Annotated in this window: 25 protein-coding genes; 15 read left to right on the forward strand and 10 right to left on the reverse strand. The window is 71.3% G+C overall.

Annotation, left to right across the window (positions count from 1 at the left end; all coding sequences use genetic code 11):
* Positions 1-185 precede the first annotated feature (185 nt).
* The 5 genes from HHX40_RS07845 to HHX40_RS07865 all read left to right on the forward strand — a co-directional run bounded on the left by HHX40_RS07845 (position 186) and on the right by HHX40_RS07865 (position 6359).
* A complete protein-coding gene (locus tag HHX40_RS07845) occupies positions 186-683 on the forward strand; it encodes a hypothetical protein (RefSeq protein WP_182880007.1) in 498 nt (165 codons plus the stop codon).
* Positions 684-853: 170 nt separating this feature from the next.
* Complete coding sequence (locus HHX40_RS07850) at positions 854-1333, forward strand: recombinase family protein (RefSeq protein WP_182880008.1); 480 nt, start codon at positions 854-856, stop codon at positions 1331-1333.
* Positions 1330-2247 (forward strand): LLM class F420-dependent oxidoreductase, encoded by a 918-nt coding sequence (locus tag HHX40_RS07855; protein ID WP_182880009.1) that lies wholly within the window; start codon positions 1330-1332, stop codon positions 2245-2247. The genes HHX40_RS07850 and HHX40_RS07855 overlap by 4 nt, the downstream gene beginning before the upstream one ends.
* 45 nt (positions 2248-2292) lie before the next feature.
* Positions 2293-3795, forward strand: a complete 1503-nt coding sequence (locus HHX40_RS07860; RefSeq protein ID WP_182880010.1) for a 3' terminal RNA ribose 2'-O-methyltransferase Hen1 — start codon at positions 2293-2295, stop codon at positions 3793-3795.
* Entirely contained in the window at positions 3792-6359 is a 2568-nt protein-coding gene (locus tag HHX40_RS07865; protein ID WP_182880011.1) for a polynucleotide kinase-phosphatase, read from the forward strand. The genes HHX40_RS07860 and HHX40_RS07865 overlap by 4 nt, the downstream gene beginning before the upstream one ends.
* Before the next feature lie 196 nt (positions 6360-6555).
* Here the strand turns inward: HHX40_RS07865 and HHX40_RS07870 are convergent, their stop codons facing one another.
* The gene (locus HHX40_RS07870; protein WP_182880012.1) at positions 6556-7128 is read right to left on the reverse strand and encodes a TetR/AcrR family transcriptional regulator; all 573 of its coding nucleotides are present in this window, start codon (positions 7126-7128) and stop codon (positions 6556-6558) included.
* Between the two features lie 87 nt (positions 7129-7215).
* On the opposite strand from HHX40_RS07870, the gene HHX40_RS07875 reads away from it, so the two are divergent.
* Positions 7216-7587: a DUF4267 domain-containing protein gene (locus tag HHX40_RS07875; protein ID WP_182874288.1), complete on the forward strand. Its 372-nt coding sequence runs from the start codon at positions 7216-7218 to the stop codon at positions 7585-7587.
* Between the two features lie 39 nt (positions 7588-7626).
* Complete coding sequence (gene mug, locus HHX40_RS07880) at positions 7627-8166, forward strand: G/U mismatch-specific DNA glycosylase (RefSeq protein ID WP_182880013.1); 540 nt, start codon at positions 7627-7629, stop codon at positions 8164-8166.
* A gap of 18 nt (positions 8167-8184) precedes the next feature.
* Here the strand turns inward: mug and HHX40_RS07885 are convergent, their stop codons facing one another.
* Positions 8185-9189 (reverse strand): alpha/beta hydrolase, encoded by a 1005-nt coding sequence (locus HHX40_RS07885; RefSeq protein WP_259403384.1) that lies wholly within the window; start codon positions 9187-9189, stop codon positions 8185-8187.
* Positions 9190-9264: 75 nt separating this feature from the next.
* Here HHX40_RS07885 and HHX40_RS07890 point away from each other — a divergent pair, with 75 nt between their 5' ends.
* Positions 9265-9708 carry a MarR family winged helix-turn-helix transcriptional regulator gene (locus tag HHX40_RS07890; RefSeq protein ID WP_182880014.1) on the forward strand — a complete coding sequence of 148 codons (444 nt, stop codon included), beginning with the start codon at positions 9265-9267 and terminating at the stop codon, positions 9706-9708.
* 31 nt (positions 9709-9739) lie between these two features.
* Here the strand turns inward: HHX40_RS07890 and HHX40_RS07895 are convergent, their stop codons facing one another.
* The 4 genes from HHX40_RS07895 to HHX40_RS07905 form a co-directional block, all read right to left on the reverse strand.
* The gene (locus tag HHX40_RS07895; protein WP_182880015.1) at positions 9740-10369 is read right to left on the reverse strand and encodes a DUF6879 family protein; all 630 of its coding nucleotides are present in this window, start codon (positions 10367-10369) and stop codon (positions 9740-9742) included.
* 104 nt (positions 10370-10473) lie between these two features.
* Positions 10474-10602, reverse strand: coding sequence for a hypothetical protein (locus HHX40_RS36380; protein WP_259402306.1), 129 nt, complete (start codon positions 10600-10602; stop codon positions 10474-10476).
* Between the two features lie 80 nt (positions 10603-10682).
* Positions 10683-11333: a DUF1707 SHOCT-like domain-containing protein gene (locus HHX40_RS35610; protein WP_259403385.1), complete on the reverse strand. Its 651-nt coding sequence runs from the start codon at positions 11331-11333 to the stop codon at positions 10683-10685.
* 2 nt (positions 11334-11335) lie between these two features.
* The gene (locus HHX40_RS07905) at positions 11336-12103 is read right to left on the reverse strand and encodes a PadR family transcriptional regulator (RefSeq protein ID WP_182874282.1); all 768 of its coding nucleotides are present in this window, start codon (positions 12101-12103) and stop codon (positions 11336-11338) included.
* Between the two features lie 362 nt (positions 12104-12465).
* On the opposite strand from HHX40_RS07905, the gene HHX40_RS07910 reads away from it, so the two are divergent.
* The gene (locus HHX40_RS07910) at positions 12466-13188 is read left to right on the forward strand and encodes a metal-dependent hydrolase (RefSeq protein ID WP_111698065.1); all 723 of its coding nucleotides are present in this window, start codon (positions 12466-12468) and stop codon (positions 13186-13188) included.
* A 208-nt stretch (positions 13189-13396) separates the two neighbouring features.
* The gene (locus tag HHX40_RS07915) at positions 13397-16171 is read left to right on the forward strand and encodes an aconitate hydratase (protein WP_111698064.1); all 2775 of its coding nucleotides are present in this window, start codon (positions 13397-13399) and stop codon (positions 16169-16171) included.
* A 64-nt stretch (positions 16172-16235) separates the two neighbouring features.
* Here HHX40_RS07915 and HHX40_RS07920 read toward each other — a convergent pair whose 3' ends face one another.
* Together HHX40_RS07920 and HHX40_RS07925 are read right to left on the reverse strand one after the other, a co-directional pair.
* The gene (locus HHX40_RS07920) at positions 16236-16571 is read right to left on the reverse strand and encodes a type II toxin-antitoxin system PemK/MazF family toxin (protein WP_220498858.1); all 336 of its coding nucleotides are present in this window, start codon (positions 16569-16571) and stop codon (positions 16236-16238) included.
* Positions 16552-16866 carry a hypothetical protein gene (locus HHX40_RS07925; RefSeq protein ID WP_182880016.1) on the reverse strand — a complete coding sequence of 105 codons (315 nt, stop codon included), beginning with the start codon at positions 16864-16866 and terminating at the stop codon, positions 16552-16554. Before HHX40_RS07925 ends, HHX40_RS07920 begins: the two co-directional genes overlap by 20 nt.
* Positions 16867-17053: 187 nt before the next feature.
* Between HHX40_RS07925 and HHX40_RS07930 the strand changes: the two genes are divergently transcribed.
* The gene (locus tag HHX40_RS07930) at positions 17054-17779 is read left to right on the forward strand and encodes a sulfite exporter TauE/SafE family protein (protein WP_111698062.1); all 726 of its coding nucleotides are present in this window, start codon (positions 17054-17056) and stop codon (positions 17777-17779) included.
* Between the two features lie 58 nt (positions 17780-17837).
* Here the strand turns inward: HHX40_RS07930 and HHX40_RS07935 are convergent, their stop codons facing one another.
* Together HHX40_RS07935 and HHX40_RS07940 are read right to left on the reverse strand one after the other, a co-directional pair.
* Entirely contained in the window at positions 17838-19817 is a 1980-nt protein-coding gene (locus tag HHX40_RS07935; RefSeq protein WP_182880017.1) for an alpha-L-fucosidase, read from the reverse strand.
* 334 nt (positions 19818-20151) lie between these two features.
* Positions 20152-20865: a FadR/GntR family transcriptional regulator gene (locus tag HHX40_RS07940; RefSeq protein WP_182874276.1), complete on the reverse strand. Its 714-nt coding sequence runs from the start codon at positions 20863-20865 to the stop codon at positions 20152-20154.
* Between the two features lie 327 nt (positions 20866-21192).
* Between HHX40_RS07940 and HHX40_RS36385 the strand changes: the two genes are divergently transcribed.
* From HHX40_RS36385 to HHX40_RS07955, 4 genes are read left to right on the forward strand one after another with little or no spacing between them, the layout of a single operon-like run.
* Entirely contained in the window at positions 21193-21315 is a 123-nt protein-coding gene (locus HHX40_RS36385; protein WP_259402304.1) for a hypothetical protein, read from the forward strand.
* The gene (locus tag HHX40_RS07945) at positions 21312-22400 is read left to right on the forward strand and encodes a sugar ABC transporter substrate-binding protein (RefSeq protein ID WP_182880018.1); all 1089 of its coding nucleotides are present in this window, start codon (positions 21312-21314) and stop codon (positions 22398-22400) included. The genes HHX40_RS36385 and HHX40_RS07945 overlap by 4 nt, the downstream gene beginning before the upstream one ends.
* Positions 22401-22405: 5 nt before the next feature.
* Positions 22406-23977 carry a sugar ABC transporter ATP-binding protein gene (locus HHX40_RS07950; protein ID WP_182880019.1) on the forward strand — a complete coding sequence of 524 codons (1572 nt, stop codon included), beginning with the start codon at positions 22406-22408 and terminating at the stop codon, positions 23975-23977.
* Positions 23970-25022, forward strand: a complete 1053-nt coding sequence (locus tag HHX40_RS07955; RefSeq protein WP_111698058.1) for an ABC transporter permease — start codon at positions 23970-23972, stop codon at positions 25020-25022. The genes HHX40_RS07950 and HHX40_RS07955 overlap by 8 nt, the downstream gene beginning before the upstream one ends.
* Positions 25023-25076 lie beyond the last annotated feature (54 nt).

A 25076-nucleotide genomic window follows, 5' to 3' on the forward strand; every position in this document is an offset into this window, starting at 1 on the left:
AGATCATGACGCATGGAGAGCGCACGATCTTGAAAGCGGCTCTCCGGCCGGCCCGGCACCTCACCCGGTCGGCCACCGGGCCGCCGGCTGCGGTTGCCACGCGGCCGGAGCCGTCCAGCCGGAACGGATGCGCGAGGATTGCTGCCATACCGCCGGCGTCACCGTCATTCCGGCGAAATGGTGGGATGCCCTTCAACACCGCGTGGTGGCCATCGACGCACGTGCCCTCCTCGGACCTGCGGCAGAAACAGGCGCGCGAGTGCCCACGAAGAATGTCCATGGGATCCGAAGCGTTCTACGCCACCGTCGCGCAGGTCCTCCCGACGCTGCTCATCGCCCTGACCATCGAGGTAGGGCTGATCCTCCGGTGGTACGACCGTAAGCTCGACGAGCTCCAGCCTCAGGTGAGGTTCCCCTACCCCATCACGCGAGAAACTCCGCAGAGCGAAGTGCAGGTGTGGCGGGAATGGCAGAGGAACGAGCGCGTCCAGGACCGGTGGGTGATCACTGAGATCGCGATCGCCGTGGTGTTTCTCATCGGCGAGATCCTCGCCCTCGTCGCGCTGGGAAGCCACTGGCGCAACGCCTGGACCTTCTTCGGTAGTGGCGCCAGTATCGTCCTCCTGTGCCTCGCCGTCGTACTGATCCCCCTCTTTCGCATGAATACGGAGGGGAAGAGTTGAGGCCGCCTCAGAATTGCCCGGGCTGAGCTACTGGATGCGCAGGGTGGTCAGGTCGACCACACTGGCCAGCTCCTCCAAGTGCGGACGTAGGTGACGCACCGCCCTGCCCGGGTCACGGCGATCACCTCGTCGCCCGGTTCGTCGGGTAGGTAGATGCGGGCGGACAGCAGGTGGTGGCCGCCGACGGCGAGCCGTACAGCCTCCACACGGGCCCGTCCCTCCCCGGGCAAGGGAGGGCGGGCGTCGCGTTGCACGAGGCGCTGGACACGACCACCCCCGGCGGCCGGCTGGTCTTCCACGTCTTCGCCGGGCTCGCGGAGTTCATCCGCGAGCTCATCGTGCAGGGCACGCAGGAGGGGCTCGCCGCTGCGAGAGAGCGCGGGCAGCGCCTCGGCCGCCCGCCAGCGATGGACGCAGAGATGGTGGCACGGGCCCGGCGGCTGCTGGCCCAGCCCGAGGAGACCGTGTCTAGCATCGCGAAGCTCCTCGGCGTGTCCCGGGCGATGCTGTACCGCTACGTGTCGGAGCTGCAGCCGGAATGGAGGCGCTGCTCGTGCGGGATTGATCCGGTCCCGGCCGTGCCTCACGCGCTTCGGCGAGCCGGGGCTCACGAGGCGGGATATCCCGAATGCGGGATAATGGACGGATGAAATTGAGGATCTTCACCGAGCCGCAGCAGGGCGCGACCTACGACGACCTGCTCCGGGTGGCGCAGACGGCCGAACGCCTCGGATTCGACGCCTTCTTCCGGTCTGACCACTACCTGCGGATGGGGGACGGCGACCCGGGGCCGGGCCCCACCGACGCCTGGATCACCCTGGCCGGGCTCGCCCGGGAGACCTCGCGCATCCGGCTGGGCACGCTGGTGACCGCCGGGACGTTCCGGCTGCCCGGCCCGCTGGCGATCAGCGTCGCCCAGGTGGACCAGATGAGCGGCGGGCGCGTCGAACTGGGCCTCGGCACCGGCTGGTTCGAGGAGGAGCACACGGCGTACGGCATCCCGTTCCCTCCGCTGGGTGAGCGGTTCGAGCGCTTCGAGGAGCAGCTTGAGATCGTCACCGGCCTGTGGGCGGCGGCGAAGCCGTTCTCCTTCGACGGCGCGCACTATCGGCTGGTGGACTCGCCCGGCCTGCCGAAGCCGGCGCAGCGGCCGCGGCCGCCCCTGATCGTCGGCGGCGGGGGCGCCAAGCGGACCCCGCGGCTGGTGGCGCGGTTCGCCGACGAGTACAACGTGCCGTTCCTCCTGCCCGAGGACACCGCCGCGGCCTTCGACCGGGTCAGGGCGGCGTGCGAGGCGGCGGAGCGGGAGACCGTCCTGCTGTCGGCGGCGCAGATCGCCTGCGTGGGGCGGGACGAGGCGGAGGTCGCCCGGCGGGCCGCCGCCGTCGGCCGGGAGGTCGGCGAACTGCGCGTCAACGGCCTGGCCGGCACCCCGCAGGAGGTCGTCGACAAGATCGGCCGGTTCGCCGAGATGGGCGCGGAGCGTCTCTACCTCCAGATCCTCGACCTCGACGACCTGGAGCACCTGGAGTTGATCGCCACCGAGGTGCTGCCGCACGTCTGAAAAGCCGGTGGCCGATGAAAGGGGGCATCCGGCACACTTTGCCGGGTGCTCCTGACGATCACGACGACCCTGCGGCCCGCCACGGACCTCGGTTACCTCCTGCACAAGCATCCCGGCCGGGTGCAGGAGTTCGGGCGGTCGTTCGGCACCGCGCGGGTCTTCTACCCGGAGGCGGACGGGGACCGCTGCACGGCGGCGCTGCTCCTGGAGGTCGACCCCGTCCGGCTGGCGCGCTCGCGGGGCTCGTCCTCGCCCGACTTCTCGCTGAGCCAGTACGTCAACGACCGGCCGTACGCCGCGTCGTCGCTGCTGGCGTCGGCGCTCGCCGACGTGTTCCGCACCGCGCGGACCGGCCGCTGCGCCTCCCGGCAGGACCTCGCCGACTCGGTGATCCCGCTGGAGATCACGCTGCCCGCGCTGCCCTGCCGGGGCGGGGCCGACCTCGCGCGGCGGATGTTCGCGCCGCTGGGCTGGGAGGTCGACGCCGAGGCCGTACCACTGGATCCCGGTTTCCCCGAATGGGGCGACTCCCGGTACGTACGGCTCGCGCTGCGGGGGCGGGTGCGCCTGGCCGACGCGCTCAACCACCTGTACGTCCTGCTCCCGGTGCTCGACGACGCGAAGCACTACTGGCTGGCCGGCGACGAGGTGGACAAGCTCGTCCGCGCCGGTGAGGGATGGCTCGCCGGGCATCCGGACAAGGCGCTGATCACCCGGCGCTACCTCGGCCGGCGCAACGCGCTGACGCGCGACGCGTTCGCGCGCCTGGCGGAGGTCGGCGACGACGTCGAGGAGGCCCTGGAGCCACCGGTCGAGGAGGAGCCGGGCACCGAGACCCCCGAGACCCCCGAGACCCCCGAGATCACGGGGCGGTCCGGCGATGACAGCGGTCTCGGGAACGACAGCGGTGCCGGGGGTGAGCCCGCCGAGGCGCGGGTGCCGCTGAACACCTTGCGCCGGGACGCGGTCGCCGCGGTGCTGACGGAGATCGGCGCACGCTCGGTGATCGACCTGGGCTGCGGCTCGGGACAGCTGCTCGGCGTCCTGCTGCGCGACCCCGCCCTCACCCGGGTGACCGGCATGGACGTGTCGGCCCGCGCGCTCGCGCTGGCGGGGCGCCGCCTGCGCACCGACCGGATGCCGGACGCCGTGCGCGCCCGCTTCACGCTCTTCCAGGGCTCGCTGACGTACACCGACGCGCGCCTGGCCGGGTACGACGCCGCGGTGCTGATGGAGGTCGTCGAGCACGTGGACCCGCCGCGGCTGCCCGCCCTCGAACGGGTGGTCTTCGGCACGGCCAGGCCGTCCCACGTGATCGTGACGACTCCCAACGTGGAGCACAACATCAGGTACGAGTTCCTGGCGGGCGACCGGCGGCACCCCGACCACCGGTTCGAGTGGACCCGCGCGGAGTTCGCGCGGTGGGTCGCGGGCGTCTGCGCGGCGTACGGATACACGGCCGATCTGCGGCCGGTCGGCGAGGACGACCCCGAGGTGGGCCCGCCGACCCAGATGGCGGTCTTCGGCAGGAGGGAGGAGCGGCCATGACGGAGGTCAGCGTGCCGGAGCTGTCGCTGGTGGTGCTGGTGGGCGTCTCCGGCAGCGGCAAGTCGACGTTCGCCGCCCGGCACTTCGCGCCCACCCAGGTCGTCTCCTCCGACTTCTGCCGCGGCCTGGTCTCGGACGACGAGAACGACCAGACGGCGACGTCCGAGGCGTTCGACCTGCTCCACCACATCGTGGGCGTCCGCCTGCGGCGCGGCCTGCTCACGGTGGTCGACGCGACCAACGTGCAGTGGGAGGCCCGCAAGCGGCTGATCGAGCTGGCCAGGTCGCACGACGTGCTCGCCGACGCGATCGTGCTCGACGTGCCCGAGGAGGTGGCCCGCGCCCGCAACGCGGCCCGCCCCGACCGGGCCTTCGGGCCGCACGTCATCACGCGGCAGCGCAGGGAGCTGCGCCGGTCGCTCGGCAAGATCTCCAGGGACGGCTTCCGCCGGGTGCACGTCCTTAGCGGCGACGAGATCGACGACGTGACCGTCACGCGCGAGAAGGCGTGGACCGACAGGACCCACCTCACCGGGCCGTTCGACGTCATCGGCGACGTGCACGGCTGCCGCGCGGAGCTGGAGTCGCTGCTGACCAGGCTCGGCTGGGAGGTCGGGCCGGACGGCGCGGTCCACCCCGAGGGCCGTACGGCGGTCTTCGTCGGCGACCTCGTCGACCGCGGCCCGGACACGCCCGGGGTGCTGCGGCTGGTCATGGGCATGGTCGCGGCGGGCACCGCGCTGTGCGTGTCCGGCAACCACGAGCGGAAGCTGGTGCGGGCCCTGGACGGCCGCAAGGTGCGGGTCGCGCACGGCCTGGAGCGGTCGCTGGAGCAGCTCGACGCCGAGCCGGCGGAGTTCCGCGCCGCCGCCCGGACGTTCATGGACGGCCTGATCAGCCACTACCGCCTCGACGGGGGCAGGCTGGTCGTCGCGCACGCCGGGCTCAAGGAGGCCTACCACGGGCGTGCCTCCGCACGGGTGCGGTCGTTCGCCCTGTACGGCGACACGACCGGGGAGACCGACGAGTACGGCCTGCCGGTGCGCTATCCCTGGGCGGACGACTACCGGGGCCGCGCGATGGTCGTCTACGGCCACACCCCGGTGCCCGAGCCGGAGTGGGTCAACAACACGATCTGCCTCGACACCGGCGCCGTCTTCGGCGGGCGGCTGACCGCGCTGCGCTACCCGGAGAGGGAGCTGGTGTCGGTCCCGGCCGAGCAGGTCTGGTACGAGCCGGTGCGCCCGCTGACCGCGCGGACGCCCGCCCGCGACCCGGGAGTGCTCGACATCGGCGACGTGGACGGCACCCGTTTCGTGGAGACGCGGTTCGGCGGCCGGATCAGGATCGCGGAGGAGAACTCCCGCGCCGCGCTGGAGATCATGAGCCGGTTCGCCGTGGACCCGCGGTGGCTGGTCTACCTTCCGCCGACCATGGCGCCGCCGGAGACCTCCACGCTGGACGGCTACCTGGAGCACCCGGCCGAGGCGTTCGAGGAGTTCGCCCGCGCGGGGGTGACACGGGTCTTGTGCGAGGAGAAGCACATGGGCTCGCGGGCGATCGCCGTGCTGGCGCGGACGCCGGAGGCGGCGGCGCGCCGCTTCGGAATCGCCGACGGCACGGCGGGCAGCGTCTACACCCGCACGGGCCGGCCCTTCTTCGACACGCGCATGCCGGAACTGGTGGACCGGCTGCGCGAGGCGTGCGCGCCGCTGTGGGTGGCGCTGGACACCGACTGGGTGGCGCTCGACTGCGAGCTGCTGCCCTGGTCGGCCAAGGCCGAGGGCCTGATCCGCGACCAGTACGCCTCGGTGGGAGCGGCCGCGCGGGCGTCGCTGCCCGCGGCGGTCGCGATGCTTGAGACGGCGGCGGAACGTGGCCTGGATGTAGGCGCTCTGCTCGACCGCACCCGCCGCCGCGCTCACAACGCTGCCCTGTTCCGCGACGCCTATGCCCGTTACTGCGGGCCGGTTTCGGGTCTCGACGGCGTACGGCTCGCACCGTTCCAGATCCTCGCCTGCGAGGGCAGGGCGACGGCGGTGGACGAGCCGCACGAATGGCACCTGAAGACCCTCGGCCTGATCGACTCCCCGCTCGTCACCGCGACCCGTCACCGGTTCGTCGACCTGGGCGTACCGGAGGAACGTGACGCGGCCGTGGCGTGGTGGACGGACCTGACCGAGGCCGGGGGCGAGGGAATGGTGGTCAAGCCCGCGTCCTTCACCCCCGTTCAGGTGGCCGGGGCGCCTCCGGCCGGGGTCCGGGAGGCCGGCCCGGCCGGCGAAAGGCCCGAGGACGCGCCGCGGCCGGTGAGGGCGCAGCCCGGCGTGAAGGTGCGCGGCCGGGAGTACCTGCGGATCGTCTACGGCCCCGACTACACCGAGTCGCTCGGCCTGCTGCGCCGCAGGTTCACCGGCAGGAAGCGCTCGCTGGCGCTGCGGGAGCACGCGCTCGGGCTGGAGGCGCTGGCGCGCCTCGCGGAGGGGGAGCCGCTCTGGCGGGTCCACGAGGCGGTCTTCGCCGTGCTCGCCCTCGAGTCGGAGCCGGTCGACCCCCGTCTGTGAGACCGGACAGCCCCCGGGTACGGCCTTCCGCTCACGCGACGGGAGCCGTACCCGGGGGCCGGGTTCCGCCGGCCGTTCTCGGGCCGCCCGCACCGGGGACCGGACGCGCTGCTCCTCGTCGTACAGGAGGGCGTCCTCCTTGCCGGCGAGGGCGCGGGGCGACCGCCTCGGGCTTCCCGAGGCCCGGCGGCGGGGCTCAGCCCGTGAAGCGGGCCAGGAACAGCCTGAGCCTGAGCTCGTGGTGCTCGCGCGGCAGCCGCCCGCCGCGCATGAGGGTCACCAGGCCGTGCAGGGCCGCCCAGAAGGTCTCGGTCAGCGCGCCCAGGCTGTCGCCGCCCGAGTAGGGGCGGACGGCCTCGGCCAGCTCGCCGAAGGCCGCCTGCAGGGCGGGCGGCGCCTCCGGGGTGGCGAACGGCAGCGGGACGATCTGGCTGAACATCACGTCGTAGAGGGCCGGGTGCCGGTCGGCGAAGGCCATGTAGGCCGCGCTGACGCCGGCGATGGCGCGGCGGGCGTCCGGCGCCGCGGTCCTGGCCGCGCGCAGGTCCACGGCCAGGTCGGCGCAGCCCTCCACGGCGACGGCCGCCATGATCGCGTCCTTGCCCTTGAAGTGGCTGTAGAGCACCGGCTGGCTGTACTCGACGCGCTCGGCCAGCCGCCGGGTCGTGACCGCTTCCCAGCCCTCGGCCTCGGCCAGCTCCCGGGCAGCCGTGATGATCAGCTTCTCCCGCTCGGCGCGCTCCCGCTCCCTGCGTGACTGGATCGACATGTCCGAACTCTAGCAGCGCTAGCGTTTATGTCGATGCTCTGCTAGCGTCATTATTGTTCCTAGCGCTGCTAGTTCCCGGAGAGAGACATGCTCACCCCCATCGCGTACGGCCTCGCCGTCGTCCTCAACCTGTTCGTCCTGTTCATCGGAGCCCGTTTCCTGCTCGCGCCCCACGCGGCGGCCGCCGGCTACGGCGTCCCGGCCAAGAAGGACGGCGACGTCGCCTACCTGACGATCAAGGGCCTGCGTGACGGGGGCTACGGTCTGCTGGGCCTGGCCCTGCTGGCCTTCGCCGGCGCCCGCGCCGAGGCCTGGTACATGCTGATCGTCGCTCTGTTGCCCCTGGGCGACACCCTGATCGTGCTGCGCAACGGCGGCACCCGGGCGGTCGCCTTCGGCATCCACTTCGCGACCGCCGTGATCGTGCTCATCAGTGCCGCCCTGCTCTTCGCCGTCTGACCCCCGCACCCCAGGAGCGGGCGGCACTAGCATCGCGGCATGGCCCCCACCAAGGCCGACCTCGAGGCGGCCAGGAACGCGACGATCGAGGACGTGCTCGGCCCCCGGCTCGACGTGCTGTTCTGCGGGATCAACCCCAGCCTCTATTCGGCCGCGACCGGTCACCACTTCGCGCGACCGGGCAACCGGTTCTGGCCCGCCCTGCACCTGTCCGGGCTCGTGCCGCGCAGGCTCGCGCCGTCCGAGCAGCACCTGCTCCCGTCGTACGGGCTGGGCATCACCAACATCGCGCCCCGGGCGACCGCCCGTGCCGACGAACTGGACCCGGAGGAGCTCCGCGTGGGCGGCGAGCGGCTCGCGCGGCTGGTGGCGGAGGTCCGGCCCCGCGTCCTGGCGATAGCGGGGGTGTCGGCCTATCGGGTCGCCTTCGCGCGCCCCGCCGCCCGGATCGGCCCGCAGGAGGAGACGATCGGCGGGACGGCGCTGTGGGTGCTGCCCAACCCCAGTGGGCTGAACGCCCACTGGAGGCTGGAGGCCATCGCGGCCGAGATGGCCCGCCTGCGCCCACCGCGGGCCTGACGGGATCGACCGCGGCGGTCAGGGACGGCCCGCCCCGGGCTCCTCAGGGTTCTCAGGCTCCTCCGGGTCCAGGCACCGGTCCGCCTGCGCGCCGTGCCCGGCCTGCACCCGTGCGGACAGGAAGCGGGCGGCCTCGTCGAGCGCCTCGTCGGCCTCGTCGAGGTGGCCGAAGTGATTCTGGAAGACGTGCGGCACCTGCGGCCAGACCCGCAGCGTGACCGCCACCTCGTCGGCGGCCGCGCGTCCGGCGAGCCGGACGGCATCGTCCAGCAGGAGCTCGTTCGAGCCGGCCTGCACCAGCAGCGGGGGCAGGCCCCGCAGGTCGGCGAACACGGGGCTCGCCAGCGGCTGGGCGGCATCCTGACCCGCCAGGTAGGGGGTGGCGAACGCCTGGATCGCCTGCCGGGTGAAGATCGGGTCGGCGTCCTTCTTCGTGCGCATGCTCTGTCCGCCGAGTGTCAGGTCGGCCCAGGGGGAGAAGACGACGGCGCCGGCCGGCTGCGGCAGGCCGGCGTCGCGGGCCGCGACCAGGGTGGCGACGACCAGCCCGCCGCCCGCGGAGTCCCCGGCGAGCACCAGTTCCTCCGGTCGCACACCCCCGTCGAGCAGTGCCCGGTAGGCGGCGAGGCCGTCGTCCACCGCGGCGGGGAAGGGATGCTCGGGGGCCAGCCGGTAGTCCAGGGACGTCGCCCGCAGCCGGGCACGGCGCGCCAGCTGGGCGGTGACTCCCGCGTGCGTGCCGGGCGACCCCAGGACGTAGCCGCCGCCGTGGAAATGGAGCAGCCGCCCGCGGCCGGTGGCGGTGGCCGGGGTCAGGTCGAGCGCGGGACGGCCGGCGAGCACGGTCTCGTGCGCGGCGACGTCGCCGGGCAGGGGCCGGGAGAGTGCCTGGGCGAATCCGGCGCGCTGCTCCGCCAGCGTCGGGTTCGTGGGGGCGGGGGCGTTGCGATGCAGGGCGTCGACGGCCTCGCGCTGCAGGCGGGTCATCCGGACCTCCATGATGTCGGGGGTGAGACGATGCATTCCGTGGAATGCACATGTGGTCCCCAAGTCGATTCCGGAGAAGATGATTCCCTGGAATCAATTGAATCGGCTGATGTGACGGACATCACTCGCCTGTTCACCGATCTCGTCCGCGTCGAGACCCGCCTGTACAACGCGGTGAGCGACCGGCTGCGCGCCGAGCACGGCATCGGCCTGGGTCAGTTCGAGTTCCTGCAGATCATCGACGGCCGCCCCGGGTGCCGGGTGCTCGACATCGTGCGCGAGGTGGGGATCACCGTCGGAGCCGTGAGCAAGGCCGTCGACCGGCTCGAGAGCGCGGGTTTGTGCGTGCGCGCGGCCCATCCGAAGGACCGGCGGTCCTCCGTCCTCAGCCTCACGCCGGAGGGGTCCCGGCTCCTGGCCGCGGCCCGCCCGACCCTTGAGGCCGAGCTGGCCGCCCGCACCGCCGCCGTCCCGGCCGCCGACCTCGCACGGACCGCCGGGACGCTCGCCATCCTGCGCACGGTGCTGGAGGAGCACCAGCGGGACGGGGCCTGAGCCCTGTCCCGCCGGCCGGAACGGGCGAGTCTCAGGGGTGGCCCGGGTGGGAGAGGATGCGCCAGGGCGAGGGAGGCGGCAGGGGCGCCACCTCACGGTCGTGGAAGGCCACCATGTCCTCCGCCTCCGCGTACAGCTCGGCGATGATCTCGGCGCACTCGTCGATCACGGCCGGGTCGGTGATCCGCCGGCCGCCCACGTGCGCCCCCATATCGTCGTAGAGGACCTCGTACATCAGGCCCGGGCCGAGGATGAGCAGCTCGGGCAGGGGTCCGCGGTCCTCCAGGTGCCGCACCGACCGGGCGTGCAGCGCCCTCGCCCGCTCACCCGCCCGGGTGCGGGCCGCGAGCAGGACGATCTCCCATTGCAGGTACGGCGTCGGCGGCGTCTCCACGATCCGCAGGCGGCGTAGCTCCGCCCGGGGCGGGAGATCGTCGGCGAAGCGCATCTCGCCCATCAGCGCGAGCGCCCGGTCCCAGTCTCCGCTCACCATGGCGACCCAGCTCGGCGTGTCGGGCTCGTGGAAGTGCTGGGCGCGTTCCAGCTTCCACACCACACCCTCCACCTCCCGCAGGTGCTCGTAGAGCTCGGTCCGGTACTCCGCCGCGGGGAGGACTTCTCCCGCGACCTTTCTGACGTGCTCGAACGCTTCTCCGGGCATGGGGCCTCCTCGGCCGAAGCCGAATAGTGGTCGGAGCGCGCCCGGCCCCGGCCCGGATCGAGGAACGTGGCGCGCGTCGATCTTCCGCGGACGTGTGGCGCGTGTCAGTTCCCCGTCGAGTTGCTGCAGGCGCTCGTCTCCGCGGCGTCCAGCAACCTGATCCTGATCTGCCTCGTCCCCGCCGTTCGCTCGGTCTGCGGCACCACCTCGGGTTCCGGCTCGGCTGCCTGCATATCACCCTCCGTTCATCGGGGTGGCCGCAATCTCTCCCCCGAGGGCGACATGTCGATCGTTGGCCTCCGCCGATGCCGGGTCAAGGCCCAATTCGTGATCGGTGCGGCCGGTGCCGGTGCCGGGCGAGGCGGAGGACCGTCGTCACCAGCCAGGCCAGGAACAGCAGCTTGGCGACCAGGAACAGCGGCCAGGCGAACCCGGTGACGAACGCGACCACGAGGACCACCGCGGCCACGATCGGCAGGACCGGCGGCCCAACCCTCGGACGCCTCGCGCCCGCCCAGTGGGCCCCCCGGGGCGCGCCCCACGCCGCCCCCCAAGGCGCCGCGTACGGCGGCCGCCCCCAGGCCGCCGCGTACGGTCCCCGGGCCGCGCCGTACGGCCCCCAGGCCGCGGGGAAGCCGTGGCGGTGGTGGTGATGCCCGGGGTACGGCGATCCGGGCAGGGAAGCCGCGTTCCGGAAGCCGGTCCGGAAGCCGGTCCGGAAGTCGGCCCGGACGTCGGGGAGGAGGTCGGCGGTCACCCGCCGCAGGTCCTCCTCCGTACGGGCGGCGAGGGTGGCGTCGAGGCGCTCGTCGAGTTCCTCGCGGGTGATGCGGCCCTGCGCGAACGCGTCGTGCAGGACCCGCATCACCTCGTCGCGCTCCCTGTCGCCGATGCGCAGGGCGCCGGCGGGGGGCCGGCCGGCCCCGCCGCCGCGCCCGCCGCCGGTGTCGTCGGGGAATGCCATGGTCACTCCTCGGCGGGGTCGCCGTCGGCGAGGATCCGGTAGAGCTGCCGCCGGGTCTCGGTCAGGACCTGCCTGGCCTGCCTGATCTGCCCGTCGCTGCCCGACTGGGCGATCTGGAACAGTGCCGACGCCGCCTGCCGGGACAGGCCGAACAGCTCGTGGACGTCGTCCCCGATGTCCGGCGTCATCTCCTCCCAGGGAGCGCGCACCTCGGTCTCGTGCTGCGCGACGTACTCCCGGCCGGCCTCGGTGAGCTGGAACGTCTTGCGCCCGTCGGTCTCCTCGGCACGGACCAGGCCCTCGTCGCTGAGCTGCTGGAGCGCGGGGTACACCGCGCCCGGGCTGGGCTTCCAGCCGCCCTGGCTGCGCTCGGCGATCTCCTGGATGATCTGGTAGCCGTTGCGCGGCTCCTCCGCGAGCAGGGCGAGGATCGCCGCGCGCACGTCACCCCGCTTGGCCTTGCGGGGCCGCCCGAAACCCCGGCCGCCGAACGGGAAGTTCCCGCCCGCCCACGGCCCGAACGGGCCGCCAGGGCCGCCCGGACCGAAACCGCCCCACGGGCCGCGCCCCCGCATGCCGCCCCTGTGCCGGTGCTCGTGCGGACCGGTCTCCTGATGCTCCTGGTGCCACATGGCCGCCTCCTTCATGTTCGCGTACGCCCGGCGCAGGGCGCGCCGCAGGTGGCGGCGCATCTCGTCGCGGAGCGCGTCCCGGGCGTCCCGGGGGTCGTGGCCGGCCCAGGGCCCGCCGAACGTGTGTGCCTGGCTCATCGCGTGTCCCTTCTTTCCGATCCGTTCTCGATGCCTCAACGATATATCGAGATTGTTCTCCTGGCGCATGCGGGGAAGAGTGATGTAGCTCACCCGGAACTTTTTCCGGTTGCGGGGAACACCGGCCGAGACCGTAGCGTTATCTGCCACAGGCGGGATCGTTCTGCTCTGGGAGGGCTGGGGGGTGCTCTTGGAGCGGGACGATCCCGCACCCTTTTCTCGCGGCGGCCCGTTCCGCCGCGTTCTTCGCCTCCGGGGCTGCCGCGGCACCGATGACGAGAGCCCGACACAGCTCCCGCCTCGTGGGCGCTTCGCGGATTTTGTCGGTGCTTTGCCGTACAGTCTCAAGGCGTGATCTTGACATGATGGGGCACTCGCACGCCCTCAGCGGGGCGGCGGTGTGGCTCGCGGTCGCGCCGGCCCTGGTGGCGCTGCCGGGCGCGGTGGGCCATGCGGAACTGGCGACGCTGACGGGCCCGATCCTCACCCCGCCGGAACTCGTCGCGGGGGCGGTGGTCTGCGCGGGCGCGGCCATGCTGCCCGACCTCGACCATCCGAGCGCCACGATCGCCCAGACGTTCGGCCCGGCGACATACCTGCTGAGCAAGGGCGTCAACTTCGTGAGCGGCGGGCACCGGCACGCGACGCACTCGTTGCTGTTCAGCGTCGTGACCGGGGTGGGCGCGCACCTGCTCGGCGACCGCTACGCGGTGGGCCGCGACATCCTGGTCGTCCTGATGATCGGCCTGGCGCTGCGCGCCGTGGGGCTCGGCGTGCCCGGCAAGACGCTCACCTCCGCGGTGGTGAACGTCGGGATGACCGCCGCGCTGTTCCTGACGTTCATGACGCTCGGGGTCACCTACTCCTGGCTGGGGATCGCCATCGGGGTCGGCTGCCTCGTGCACGTCATCGGCGACTGCCTGACCGAGCGCGGCTGTCCCGTCTTATGGCCGATCAAGGGGCGCTGGCTCCTGCCGTTCGACATCGGCATCAAGACCGGCAGGGCTTTCGAGAAGCAGTTCCTCGGCCCGGCCCTGTCGATCGTGGTGATCGCGCTGCTCTGCCTGCGGCTGATGCCCGCCTGAGCGCGGGCCGGCGGCCTGCGGAGGCGCGAAATCCGGATACCTACTCACAAGTAACTTGATGTCGAGATATCCGGGGAGATATCTTGATGTCGAGACATCCTCGCGCCGCACAGGTAAGGGCGACCTCATTGTCAGGAGTGTTCCTTCGGTGCGGGAGGATGCATAGCGAACTTGTGAACAAGCCCGGAACCCTGGGGAGGCGAACTTCGTGTCCGCGAACAGCTTCGGCAGCCGTGACACGCTGCGCGTCGGTGACGCGTCATACGAGATCTACCGGCTGGACGCCGTCGAGGGGTCGGCGCGCCTCCCGTACAGCCTGAAGATCCTGCTGGAGAACCTGCTGCGCACCGAGGACGGCGCGAACATCACCGCCGACCACATCCGCGCGCTCGCCGGCTGGGACCCGAACGCCACGCCGAGCGTGGAGATCCAGTTCACCCCGGCCCGAGTGATCATGCAGGACTTCACCGGCGTCCCGTGCGTGGTGGACCTCGCCACCATGCGTGAGGCCGTCCGCGACCTGGGCGGGGACCCCGCGAAGATCAACCCGCTGGCCCCCGCCGAGATGGTCATCGACCACTCGGTCATCGTGGACTACTTCGGCCACCCCGACTCCTTCCAGCGCAACGTCGACCGGGAGTACGAGCGCAACCGCGAGCGCTACCAGTTCCTGCGCTGGGGCCAGACGGCCTTCGACGAGTTCAAGGTCGTGCCGCCGGGCACCGGGATCGTCCACCAGGTCAACATCGAGCACCTGGCCCGGGTCGTCATGATCCGCGACGGCCGGGCGTACCCCGACACCTGCGTGGGCACCGACTCGCACACCACGATGGAGAACGGCATCGGCGTCCTCGGCTGGGGCGTCGGCGGCATCGAGGCCGAGGCCGCGATGCTCGGCCAGCCGATCTCCATGCTGATCCCCCGGGTGGTCGGGTTCAAGCTGACCGGCAAGCTGCCCGCCGGCGCCACCGCCACCGACCTCGTGCTCACGATCACCGAGATGCTGCGCAAGCACGGCGTCGTCGGCAAGTTCGTCGAGTTCTACGGCGAGGGCGTCAGCAGCGTGCCGCTGGCCAACCGCGCCACGATCGGCAACATGAGCCCGGAGTTCGGCTCCACCTGCGCCATCTTCCCGATCGACGGCCAGACGACCGACTACCTCACGCTCACCGGCCGCTCGCCCGAGCAGGTCGCGCTGGTCGAGGCGTACGCCAAGGAGCAGGGCCTGTGGCTCGACCCCTCGGCCCCCGAGCCCGTCTTCAGCGAGTACATCGAGCTCGACCTGGCGACCGTCGTCCCGTCGATCGCCGGGCCGAAGCGCCCGCAGGACCGCATCCCGCTGTCGGACGCCAAGTCGGCCTGGCGCGCGGCGGTGCGCACGTACGTCACGGACGAATGCATCGAGGGCCCCGCCGACGAGGCGTCGGCCGAGTCGTTCCCGGCCTCCGACTCGCCCGCGATCTCCCACAGCGGGGCGGGCGACGTGCCGCACGCCGTGCGGCGTAACGGCGAGCGGCCGCACCGCCCGACGCGGGTCACGCCGGCGGACGGCGCCTCGTTCGAGATCGACCACGGCGTGGTCACCATCGCCGCGATCACCTCCTGCACCAACACGTCCAACCCGTACGTCATGCTCGGCGCGGCCCTGCTCGCCAGGAACGCCGTGGACAAGGGCCTGGCGCGCAAGCCGTGGGTGAAGACCTCCCTTGCCCCGGGCAGCCAGGTCGTCACCGGCTACTTCGAGCGGTCCGGCCTCCAGCCGTACCTCGACAAGCTCGGTTTCAACCTGGTCGGGTACGGCTGCACCACCTGCATCGGCAACTCCGGCCCGCTGGACCCGGAGATCTCCGAGGCGATCCAGGAGAACGACCTCGCGGTCACCGCCGTGCTGTCGGGCAACCGCAACTTCGAGGGGCGCATCAACCCCGACGTCAAGATGAACTACCTGGCCTCGCCGCCGCTGGTCGTGGCGTACGCGCTGGCCGGGACGATGGACATCGACCTGAACAACGAACCGCTCGGCGTCGGCGCCGACGGGCAGCCGGTCTTCCTCAAGGACATCTGGCCCGCGCCCGAGGAGGTCGCGGCCGTGGTGTCCGAGTCGATCGGCCAGGACATGTTCCTGCGCGACTACGCGGACGTGTTCAAGGGCGACGAGCACTGGCGGTCGCTGCCGATCCCGACCGGTGACACCTTCGAGTGGGACTCCGACTCGACGTACGTCCGCAAGGCGCCGTACTTCGACGGCATGCCCGCCAAGCCCGAGCCGGTGACGGACATCAGGGGCGCCCGGGTTCTCGCCAAGCTGGGCGACTCGGTCACGACCGACCACATCTCGCCCGCCGGATCGATCAAGGCCGACACTCCGGCCGGTCGCTACCTGCGCGAGCACGGCGTCGAGGTCAGGGACTTCAACTCCTACGGCTCCCGCCGGGGCAACCACGAGGTGATGATCCGCGGCACCTTCGCCAACATCCGGCTGCGCAACCTGCTGCTGGACGGCGTGGAGGGCGGCTTCACCCGCGACTTCACCAAGGGCGGGGAGCAGGCGTTCATCTACGACGCCTCGCAGAACTACCAGGCCGCAGGCATCCCGCTGGTCGTCCTGGCCGGCAAGGAGTACGGCTCGGGCTCGTCGCGCGACTGGGCGGCCAAGGGCACCGCGCTGCTCGGCGTCCGCGCCGTCATCGCCGAGTCGTACGAGCGCATCCACCGGTCGAACCTGATCGGCATGGGCGTGCTGCCGCTGCAGTTCCCCGAGGGCGAGACGGCGCAGTCGCTCGGCCTGACGGGCGAGGAGACCTTCGACATCGTCGGCGTCGAGGAGCTGAACGCCGGCGCGACCCCCGCCACCGTGACCGTGCGGGCCGGGGACGTCGAGTTCCAGGCCGTGGTGCGGATCGACACCCCGGGAGAGGCCGACTACTACCGCCACGGCGGCATCATGCAGTACGTCCTGCGCTCCCTGCTCGCCAAGAGCTGACACGTTCGGCGCAAGCCGGCGGCCTGGTTTCGTGGCCAGGTCGCCGGCTTGCGTCAGACGCGCTTCACGGCTTCATGAGATAGCCGAGGACGGTGTGCATCTTCGCCAGGGCCGGCTCTTCCACCCAGCCGATCCTGCGAGTCAGCCGCTGGACGGAGACGGCACGGAACTGTTCCACCATCGCCCAACTCTGCTTCTTCAAGCCCGTGCCCGGGTCGATTTCGACATGGCTGGGCCAGTCGCGCTGGGCTGTGGTCAGCGGCACCGTGAGCACGATGCCCACATGCACGTCGTTGAGCACGCGCCCGCTCACGACCACCACGGGCCGCTGCCCGCCCTGCTCGTGACCTGTCGGCCGGCCGAAGTCGGCCAGCCAGAGGTCACCGCGTGTTATCCGCATCAGGCTCCTTCGGGGTGAGGTGGGAGGACCAGTCCTCGGGCTCGAGCCCGTCCGCGGCGGCACGGTCGAAGACGGCGGTCTCCGCCAGATAGTCGGCCCACCCTTCGGGATCTTCCCGGCGGGTCCGCTCGATCGCCGCTCGCATCTCCTCCCAGAACTTCTTGTGCTCGTACTCGGCGACCGCGTCGTCGATCACTGCTGTCATGGGTCTGCCTTCCTGCTTCGCGATTGCCGCGACCTTGTCGCGAGTAAGCGTGCTGACCCGGATCGTCGTGTGGCGTTGCTCGCTGCCCATACTGCGAGGCTACGATCCTGTCTACAAAGGGGTCTACAGAAAGCGCTATGGCGCTGTCGCTGTGAGGGAGTCTACGGACCCTTTGATTACTCTCGCAACATATATTGATTACTGACGGTGATTGTCTAAGTTCCCGGGCCGGATAACCGGTTGCCGCGGCGCGGGGAGCCCCCGCTAGGGTCCCGCCATGGATCACGAGGCGGCGTTGCTGCTGGTCGCGGGAGTGGCCGTCTTCGCCGGGGCGGTCGTGCAGGGCGGGGTGGGGTTCGGGCTCGGCCTGGTGGCGGCTCCCGTGATCACCCTGCTCGACCCGACGGTGATGCCCGGCGCGGTGCAGGTCGTCAACATGACGATGCCGCTGTTCACGCTGGCCCGGGAGTGGCGCCGGACCGAGTGGCGGGGCGCGGGCTTCGCCCTCCTCGGCAGGCTGCCGGGAAGCGCCGCCGGGGCCCTGGTGATCGTCTACGTCAGCACGGCGACGCTGGGCGTGCTGGTCGGCGTCATGGTGCTGGCCGCGGTGGTGCTGACGGCGCGCGCCGTCGCGGTGCCCCGCAACGGCGCGACGCTGACCGCGGCCGGGTTCCTGTCGGGCATCACCGGAACGGCCACGGGGATCGGCGGGCCGCCGATCGCCCTCGTCTACCAGAGCGCCCGCGGCCCGGAGATCCGGGCGACGCTGGCGACGTTCTTCTGCCTGAGCGCCGCGCAGTCGCTCGTCATCCTCGGCCTCCTCGGCAGGCTGCCGGCCCGCGCACTGGTCGCGGGGGCGGCGCTGGTGCCGTTCGTCCTGCTCGGCCACGCCGCGTCGGGGCCGCTGCGGCGCTATCTCGACGGCGGACGGGTGCGCGGGGCCGTCCTCGCCGTGGCGGCGGTCTCCGCGTGCGCGCTCCTCGGCCAGAGTCTCGCCCGGTGAGCGCGCACGTGCCCCGAGGACGGCGGCCCGTCCCCGTGAGGGCGGGCCGCCCGGCGGGTCAGACCCCGGTGACGGTCCACTGGTTGTTGGCGTTGGTGTTCGGCGTCCACATGCCGACGGCGGAGCCGGCGGTGGTGTAGCCCATGCCGTCGAGGGAGGTCCCGGTGCCGCGGTTGATGATCTGGTAGCGGCCGTTGCCGACGTCGTTGAGGCGCCACTGCTGGTTGTTGCCGCCGTTCCAGGCCGACTGCCTGGCATTGGCGCCGTTGGCGGTGTTGCCCCAGCTGTCGATGACCATGCCGTTGGTGCGGTTGACGATCCGGTACCAACCGCTGCCCAGGTCGACCAGCTGCCACTGCAGGTTGTTGCTGCCGTCCCAGTTCCACTGCTTGAGGTTCGACCCCGACGCCACGTTGCCGCCGCTGTCCAGCACCAGTCCGGTGGCCACGTTGGCGATCCGCACGTAGCCGGTCGGGGTGCCGCCGGAGCCCAGGGAGGGGATCTGGCCGTTGAAGGTCAGCTTGACCACGTACGCGGGTGCGGTGAACGGGGCGTTGGACGAGGGCATCGAGATGTGCAGGCCCGAGCCGTCCTGGGTGCGGTTGGGCAGGTTGGTGTACTGGCCCGCCGACGAGCCGAGCAGCTGCACCGAGGCGAGGTTGCTCAGGCTGATCCGGTTCGAGCCCAGCGTCGCGATGTTCAGCGTGGCGCCCGGCCAGCCCAGCACCGTGGCGTACAGGACGGTGTTGTCCTTGCTGCGGGTGAACCGGATGTCCTGCGCGGTGCCCGCGCGCGGGGTGGTGAAGGAGCCGCCGCCCATCTGCGTGGGACCCTCGCCGAAGGCCGCCCAGGCCCGGGTGGCGTAGATGGACTCGCCGAAGCGCTTGAGGTAGTCGCCGATGCCCAGCAGGATCGACCGCTGCCCGGAGGGGATGGTGCCGTCGGCCATGGGCGCGATGTTCAGCAGCATGTTGCCGTTCTTGCTGACCCGGTCGATCAGCGAGTGCAGCATGGCGTTCAGCGAGTAGTAGCCGATGCCGTTCGTGTAGCACCAGCTGGAGCTGGAGATGCTGTCGTCGGTCAGCCAGTAGGGGGTCTGGATGCCCGCCGGGCCGCCGCGCTCGTAGTCGACCACCTCGCCCCGGGTGTTGTACCCGTCCTTGTAGGTGGCGACGACGTCCTTGTTCCAGGCGACCGCCTGGTTGTAGTAGTACGACAGGAAGTTCAGCCGGTACGACTCGGGGATCTGGCTGAGGTTGAAGTCCTCCCAGATGACGTCGGGCTGGTAGCCGTCGATGATCTCCTTGAGCTTGTCGTACCAGAGCTGGTATTCGGTGGTCTTGTCGAGCTGGCCGTACAGCTTCTTGAGGCTGGTGCTGGACTGTGCCGGCACCCACTGGTAGAAGCCGGTGAAATTGTAGGCGTGGTGCATGGCCACCAGCAGCTTCAGGCCCTTGGCCCGGATGGCGTCCGCGTGCAGGCGCAGCAGGTCGAGCTTGGGACCGGTGGCGACCGAGTTCCACTCGTTCACCCTGCTGTTCCACATCGAGTAGCCGTCGTGGTGCTCGGCCACCGGCCCGGCGAACCTCGCGCCGGCGTCCGCGAAGAGCTGTGCCCACTCGTCGGGGTCGAAGTTGCCGCCGGCCGACTTCAGCTTCGGCGCGAACTGCACCCAGTTGCCGGCCTTGTCCCGGGCGCCGTTGATGAAGTTGTGGTACGGCCACGCCGACGGGTCGCCGTAGACGCTCTTGTGGTGGTTGTTCTCGTTCGACCCGCTGTTGTACATGTTGCGCGGGTACCACTCGTTGGCGTACGCCGGGACGCTGAAGACGCCCCAGTGGTAGTAGATGCCGAACTTCGCGTCCTGGAACCATTCGGCGGCTGGCGGGTGCTGGTCGACCGAGGACCAGCTCGCGCTGTAGCTCTGCGGGCCGGCGGTGGCCCACGCGGGGCCGGCTTTCAGCACACCGGCGGCCGTGGCGACCGCGGCGGAGGCGAGCAACTGGCGGCGACTCATCCGGAACGAAGGCGAAGACATGGGCGTGCCTTTCGGGGAGGGGGTCCTGTGGGGTGCCGCGCACGAGGGTTACTGCTAAGACATGGGATGTCTTTGTAGGACGGGCCGGGAGGCCTGTCCAGACCCAACGCGACCGGCGGCCACTCACCGGTGCCTGTCCCGCGGTCCGCCGCCATGCCGGAGGGGGGTCAGGCCACACCTCTTCGGCGACGTTCGCGCATGCCGCGGGCCCTGGCGGCCGGCGTCGGCCCGCCCTCGTCGTCCGCGCCACGGCGCCGGGCCCGGCATGACGGCCGGCCTTACAAAGGCATGGGATGTCTGTAAGTTTCACGGCGCGCTCTCGCCGCCGGTGCGGTCACTCCGGCGGCTCGCCCGCAAGGCCGGGCACCGGACGGCCGAGGTTCTCCCTGAGCCAGGTCTCCGTGGTGTTCACGTGCAGCAGCGCGGCCGCCTGGGCGAGGGGTGCGTCGCCGTCCGCGAGCGCCCGGTAGATGGCGGCGTGCTCGGCGATCGTCCGGCCGGCCGCGTTCTCCACCACCAGTCCGCGCCACACGCGGGCGCGGAGCGTCCGGCCGGCGATGCCGGCGAGCAGGGCGCACAGCGATCGATTGCCCGTGGCCGCGAACACGGCGCGGTGGAAGGCGTCGTCGTGGTGGTTGAGCAGCTCCACGTCGTCCTGGGCGGCGATCATCGCGTCGAGGTGGCGTCCCACCTCCGCGAGCTGGGCGGCGGTGATCCGGGTGGCGGCCAGCGCCGTGGCCACCGGTTCGAACAGCCGCCGCACCTCGGTGATCTCGAGAAGGTCGTCGCCCCGCATCATCTCCACGGCGAGGCCGACGCCCTCCAGCAGCAGTTCCGGCTTGAGGCTCGTGACGAAGGTGCCGTCGCCCCTGCGCACCTCCAGCACGCGGGTGGTGACGAGAGAGCGCACGGCCTCCCTGAGCAGGTTGCGGGACAGCCCGAGCTCGGCGGCGAGATCCTGCTCCGGCGGCAGCCGCGCGCCCGGGGGCAGGGTCCCGTCCTTGATGAGCTGCCGGATGCGTTCGATCGCCTGCTCGGTCAACGACATACCCGAATCTTCGTACGCGGGGGTCGTGAACAGCCACACGGCCCGGTGCCGCGCTGGCCCGGGAGCGCCGGATATGGGACGGCCGGAAAGGGACGGCGGCGTGCCGAGACCCACGGAAGGTCACGTCGCGGCCTCCGGCGGTGGTGGCAAACATGCGATGTATTCGGCCCGGCCTCCCTACCCCACCGAGCTGCGGAACCGGTTGCACTCCGGCCGGGGAGCAGGACTTTAACCCCGAATTTCAGGGGTTTCGGCGATTCCGACGCCGGGAGGTCTGGACACTGACATGGTTTTGGCCATAGAAAGACATCCCATGTTCTGTCAATAATGAGCACGTACGAGGGCAGCCTCGCCGGAGGCTCGCGCGTCCCTGGCGCGGGCCCGATCGAGCCCGCGGGCGCGGTCGGTCACGGCAGGCCCGTCGTGGCGATGCAGAAGGAGAGACTATGAGACGCAGACGCTTCGGGGCCGGGCTGATTCTGGCCATGTCGGGTTTCCTCGCCGCCGCGTGCGGGGGGAACGGCGGTTCCGGGGGCGAGGGGAGCGCGGCTTCCGGCGGTACGGACACGGCGGTGAAGCCGGTGGTCGGCGTCGACTACCCGCGGTCGGACACCGACTTCTGGAACTCCTACATCCAGTACGTGCCCAAGTTCGCCGGCGAACTGGGCGTCGACCTCAAGACCACCAACTCCCAGAACGACGTGGCCAAGCTGGCCGCGAACGTGCAGACGCAGATCGGCCAGGGCGTCAAGGCCGTGGTCATGGCGCCGCAGGACACCGCCGCGGTGGCCCCCACGCTGCAGCAGCTGGAGGGGAAGAAGATCCCCGCCGTGCTGGTGGACACGCGCCCCGACACGGGGAACGCGTTCATGGTCGTGCGCGCCGACAACCGCGCGTACGGCGAGAAGGCCTGCAAGTTCCTGGGCGAGAAGCTTCAGGGCAAGGGCAAGGTGGTCATGCTGGAGGGCGACCTGGCCTCCATCAACGGCCGTGACCGCACCGAGGCGTTCAACGACTGCATGAAGCAGAACTACCCCGGCATCACGGTCTTCGGCGAGGCCACGAAGTGGGACGGCGCCGTGGCCGCGCAGAAGCTCTCCACGAGGCTCACCGCGAACCCGGACATCAAGGGCGTCTACATGCAGTCGAGCTTCGCTCTCGCGGGCACGCTGCAGGTGCTGAAGCAGCGGAACATCCTGGTGCCGCCGGACGACCCCAAGCACGTCTTCGTCGTCTCCAACGACGGCATCCCGCAGGAGCTCAAGGACATCGCCTCCGGGAACATCGACGCCACCGTCTCGCAGCCCGCGGACCTCTACGCCAAGTGGGCGCTGTCGTACGCGCAGGCGGCGGCCGAGGGCAAGACCTTCCAGCCGGGCAAGACCGACCACGACAGCAACATCATCGAGGTGCGGCCCGGTCTGCTGGAAGACCAGCTCTCCGCGCCTCTGGTCACCGCGGACGGCGGTACGTACGGTGACATCCCCAGCGTCAAGCACGACGACAAGTCGCTGTGGGGCAACAACCTGAGCTGAGAGGCATGACAATGGGCGATTTCGCGGCAGGGCCCGCGAGCCCTTCGCCCGCCCGCGACGGCGAGCCGGTCCACTCCGGCCCGCCCGTCGCCGAGGCGGAACGCGTCACCAAGAGATACGGCGAGACGACGGCGCTGGACCGCGCCCACATCACGATCAGGCAGGGGGAGACCCACGCGCTCGTCGGCCGCAACGGCGCGGGCAAGTCGACGCTGGTCTCCATCCTCACCGGCCTGCAGGCGCCGGACGAGGGCGAGGTCCGCTTCGCCGGGGCGCCCGCGCCGCGGTTGTCCGACCGCGACGCGTGGCGGGAACGGGTCGCCTGCGTCTACCAGAAGTCCACGATCATCCCTGAGCTGACCGTGGCGGAGAACCTGTACCTGAACCGGCACGATCGCAACCGGTTCGGGCTGGTCGGCTGGAAGGGCGTGTGGCGGAAGGCCGCCGAGCTCCTGGAGGCCTGGTCGGTGGACGTCGACGTCCGCCGGCCGGCCGGGGAGCTCGGCGTGGAGCAGCGGCAGTTCGTGGAGATCGCCCGGGCGCTGTCGTTCGGCGCGCGGTTCATCATCCTGGACGAGCCGACCGCGCAGCTCGACGGCGCGGCGATCTCGCGGCTCTTCGACCGGATGCGGGCGATGCGGGACCAGGGAGTGACCTTCCTGTTCATCAGCCATCACCTGCAGGAGATCTACGAGATCTGCGACACGGTCACCGTGTTCCGGGACGCCCGGCACATCCTGACCGCGCCGGTGACCGACCTGCCGCAGGGAGAGCTGGTCGCGGCGATGACCGGGGAGGCGGCCGGCCTGCGGGAGCACGCCGTCCGCCCGCCGGTCGCGGCCGAGGCCCCGGTGGTCCTCGACGTCCGGGGCCTGAGCGACGGCGACGTCTACCAGGACGTCGACCTGCGGGTCCGCGAGGGAGAGATCGTGGGCCTGGCCGGTCTGGGCGGCAGCGGGAAGACCGAGCTCGCCGAGACCATCGTGGGGCTGCGGGCCCCGCAGGCCGGGACCATGGAGGTGGCCGGTGAGCGCCCGCGACCGGGGAGCGTGCCGGACTCGCTCGCCGCGGGCGTGGGATTCGTCCCCAGGGACCGGCATCACCAGGGGCTCGTCCCGCTGATGTCGATCGCCGACAACACCACGATGACCGTGCCCGAGCGGCTCGGGTCGGCGGGGTTCGTCAGCGGCCGCCGCAAGGACGCGCTGGCCCGCCAGATGATCACCAACCTGGCGATCAAGACCCCCGGCCCGGACCTGCCGGTCTCCGGCCTGTCCGGCGGCAACCAGCAGAAGGTGGTGATGGCCCGCGCCCTGGCGAACGACCCCCGCCTGCTCGTGCTGATCACGCCGACCGCCGGGGTCGACGTCCGGTCGAAGGAGTTCCTGCTCGAAAAGGTCGAGGAGATCGCCGGGAACGGCACCGGCGTCGTGATCGCCTCCGATGAACTTGACGATCTGCGGCTGTGCAACCGGGTGCTCGTGCTGTTCCACGGCCGGGTCGTCGCGGACCTGGCCGCCGGCTGGCACGACCACGAGATGGTGGCCGCCATGGAAGGAGTCGACCTCGATGCCTGAGACCACCGCCGCCCACCCGGGGACGGGCCACCCCCAGGGCTCCGCGCCGCCGGAGAACGCGGGAACGGGAGGGCGCCGCTCCCCGATTCCGCTGGCGCGGCTCCGGGACTTCGCCCTGGTCCCCGCGATCATCGTGATCGCGATCGTCGGGCAGATCGTGAGCCCGATCTTCCTGCAGGCCGACAACCTGATCAACATCCTGCAGACGATGTCGGAGATCTCGCTGCTCGTCCTGGCGCAGACGCTCGTGCTGGTCGCCGGCAGGATGGACCTCTCGCTGGAGTCGACCTTTGGGCTGGCTCCCGGCGTGGCCGCCTGGCTGACGGTCGCGGCGGGGGCGGGACACGGGCTCGGGCTGCTGTCCGGGGCGTGGGCGATCCCGATCACCCTCCTGGTCGGGGTGCTCGTCGGAATGGTGAACTCGCTGTTCATCGTCCGCTTCGGGCTCAACGGCTTCATCGTCACGCTGGGCATGCTCATCGTGCTGCGCGGCCTCCTGACGGGCATCTCCGGCGGGCAGACCTTCTTCAACCTCCCCGAGTCCATGACCTACCTCGGCTCGACGATGTGGCTCGGCGTGCCCGCGTCGATCTGGATCTGCCTGCTGCTGTTCGCGGCCGGCATCGTCCTGCTGGGGTTCACCCGGTTCGGCCGCGCGCTGTACGCCATCGGCGGCAACGTGGACGCCGCCAAGGCGGCGGGCATCCGTACCGACCGGGTGCTGTGGATCACGCTGATCTCCGCCGGCGCGCTGGCCGCGCTCGGCGGGCTGATGCTGTCGGGCCGGCTCGCCTCCGTCGCCGCCTCCCAGGGGAACGGAGCGATCTTCACCGTGTTCGCGGCCGCCGTCATCGGAGGGGTCAGCCTCAACGGCGGCAAGGGAACGGTGTTCGGCGCGTTCACCGGCATCCTGCTGCTCTACATGATCCAGAACGTCCTGACGCTCGCGGGCGTGCCCGCGCAGTGGATCGACGCGCTCAACGGGGCGATCATCCTCACCGCCCTGGCGATCTCCCGGCTGACCGGGGGCAAGTCACAGAACTGAGGGGGTTCCGGCAGCCCGGGCACGGCTGCCGGAACGCCTTCGCGCGGCCGCCGG

This window comes from Microbispora sp. H10949, assembly GCF_014161435.1.
GTDB lineage: Bacteria > Actinomycetota > Actinomycetes > Streptosporangiales > Streptosporangiaceae > Microbispora > Microbispora triticiradicis.

What these genes read in the sequence shown, in the direction of transcription:
- HHX40_RS36385 (WP_259402304.1), top strand. Translation starts at nt 21,193, where the DNA reads ATGAGCACGTACGAGGGCAGCCTCGCCGGAGGCTCGCGCGTCCCTGGC.
- HHX40_RS07885 (WP_259403384.1), bottom strand. Translation starts at nt 9,189, where the DNA reads ATGCATCGTCTCACCCCCGACATCATGGAGGTCCGGATGACCCGCCTG.
- HHX40_RS07940 (WP_182874276.1), bottom strand. Translation starts at nt 20,865, where the DNA reads ATGTCGTTGACCGAGCAGGCGATCGAACGCATCCGGCAGCTCATCAAG.
- HHX40_RS07950 (WP_182880019.1), top strand. Translation starts at nt 22,406, where the DNA reads ATGACAATGGGCGATTTCGCGGCAGGGCCCGCGAGCCCTTCGCCCGCC.
- HHX40_RS07875 (WP_182874288.1), top strand. Translation starts at nt 7,216, where the DNA reads ATGCTCACCCCCATCGCGTACGGCCTCGCCGTCGTCCTCAACCTGTTC.
- HHX40_RS07955 (WP_111698058.1), top strand. Translation starts at nt 23,970, where the DNA reads ATGCCTGAGACCACCGCCGCCCACCCGGGGACGGGCCACCCCCAGGGC.
- HHX40_RS07865 (WP_182880011.1), top strand. Translation starts at nt 3,792, where the DNA reads ATGACGGAGGTCAGCGTGCCGGAGCTGTCGCTGGTGGTGCTGGTGGGC.
- HHX40_RS07925 (WP_182880016.1), bottom strand. Translation starts at nt 16,866, where the DNA reads ATGGGCAGCGAGCAACGCCACACGACGATCCGGGTCAGCACGCTTACT.
- HHX40_RS07910 (WP_111698065.1), top strand. Translation starts at nt 12,466, where the DNA reads ATGATGGGGCACTCGCACGCCCTCAGCGGGGCGGCGGTGTGGCTCGCG.
- HHX40_RS35610 (WP_259403385.1), bottom strand. Translation starts at nt 11,333, where the DNA reads ATGGCATTCCCCGACGACACCGGCGGCGGGCGCGGCGGCGGGGCCGGC.
- HHX40_RS07935 (WP_182880017.1), bottom strand. Translation starts at nt 19,817, where the DNA reads ATGTCTTCGCCTTCGTTCCGGATGAGTCGCCGCCAGTTGCTCGCCTCC.
- HHX40_RS07920 (WP_220498858.1), bottom strand. Translation starts at nt 16,571, where the DNA reads ATGCGGATAACACGCGGTGACCTCTGGCTGGCCGACTTCGGCCGGCCG.
- HHX40_RS07895 (WP_182880015.1), bottom strand. Translation starts at nt 10,369, where the DNA reads ATGCCCGGAGAAGCGTTCGAGCACGTCAGAAAGGTCGCGGGAGAAGTC.
- HHX40_RS36380 (WP_259402306.1), bottom strand. Translation starts at nt 10,602, where the DNA reads ATGCAGGCAGCCGAGCCGGAACCCGAGGTGGTGCCGCAGACCGAGCGA.
- mug (WP_182880013.1), top strand. Translation starts at nt 7,627, where the DNA reads ATGGCCCCCACCAAGGCCGACCTCGAGGCGGCCAGGAACGCGACGATC.
- HHX40_RS07870 (WP_182880012.1), bottom strand. Translation starts at nt 7,128, where the DNA reads ATGTCGATCCAGTCACGCAGGGAGCGGGAGCGCGCCGAGCGGGAGAAG.
- HHX40_RS07930 (WP_111698062.1), top strand. Translation starts at nt 17,054, where the DNA reads ATGGATCACGAGGCGGCGTTGCTGCTGGTCGCGGGAGTGGCCGTCTTC.
- HHX40_RS07855 (WP_182880009.1), top strand. Translation starts at nt 1,330, where the DNA reads ATGAAATTGAGGATCTTCACCGAGCCGCAGCAGGGCGCGACCTACGAC.
- HHX40_RS07845 (WP_182880007.1), top strand. Translation starts at nt 186, where the DNA reads ATGCCCTTCAACACCGCGTGGTGGCCATCGACGCACGTGCCCTCCTCG.
- HHX40_RS07945 (WP_182880018.1), top strand. Translation starts at nt 21,312, where the DNA reads ATGAGACGCAGACGCTTCGGGGCCGGGCTGATTCTGGCCATGTCGGGT.
- HHX40_RS07905 (WP_182874282.1), bottom strand. Translation starts at nt 12,103, where the DNA reads ATGAGCCAGGCACACACGTTCGGCGGGCCCTGGGCCGGCCACGACCCC.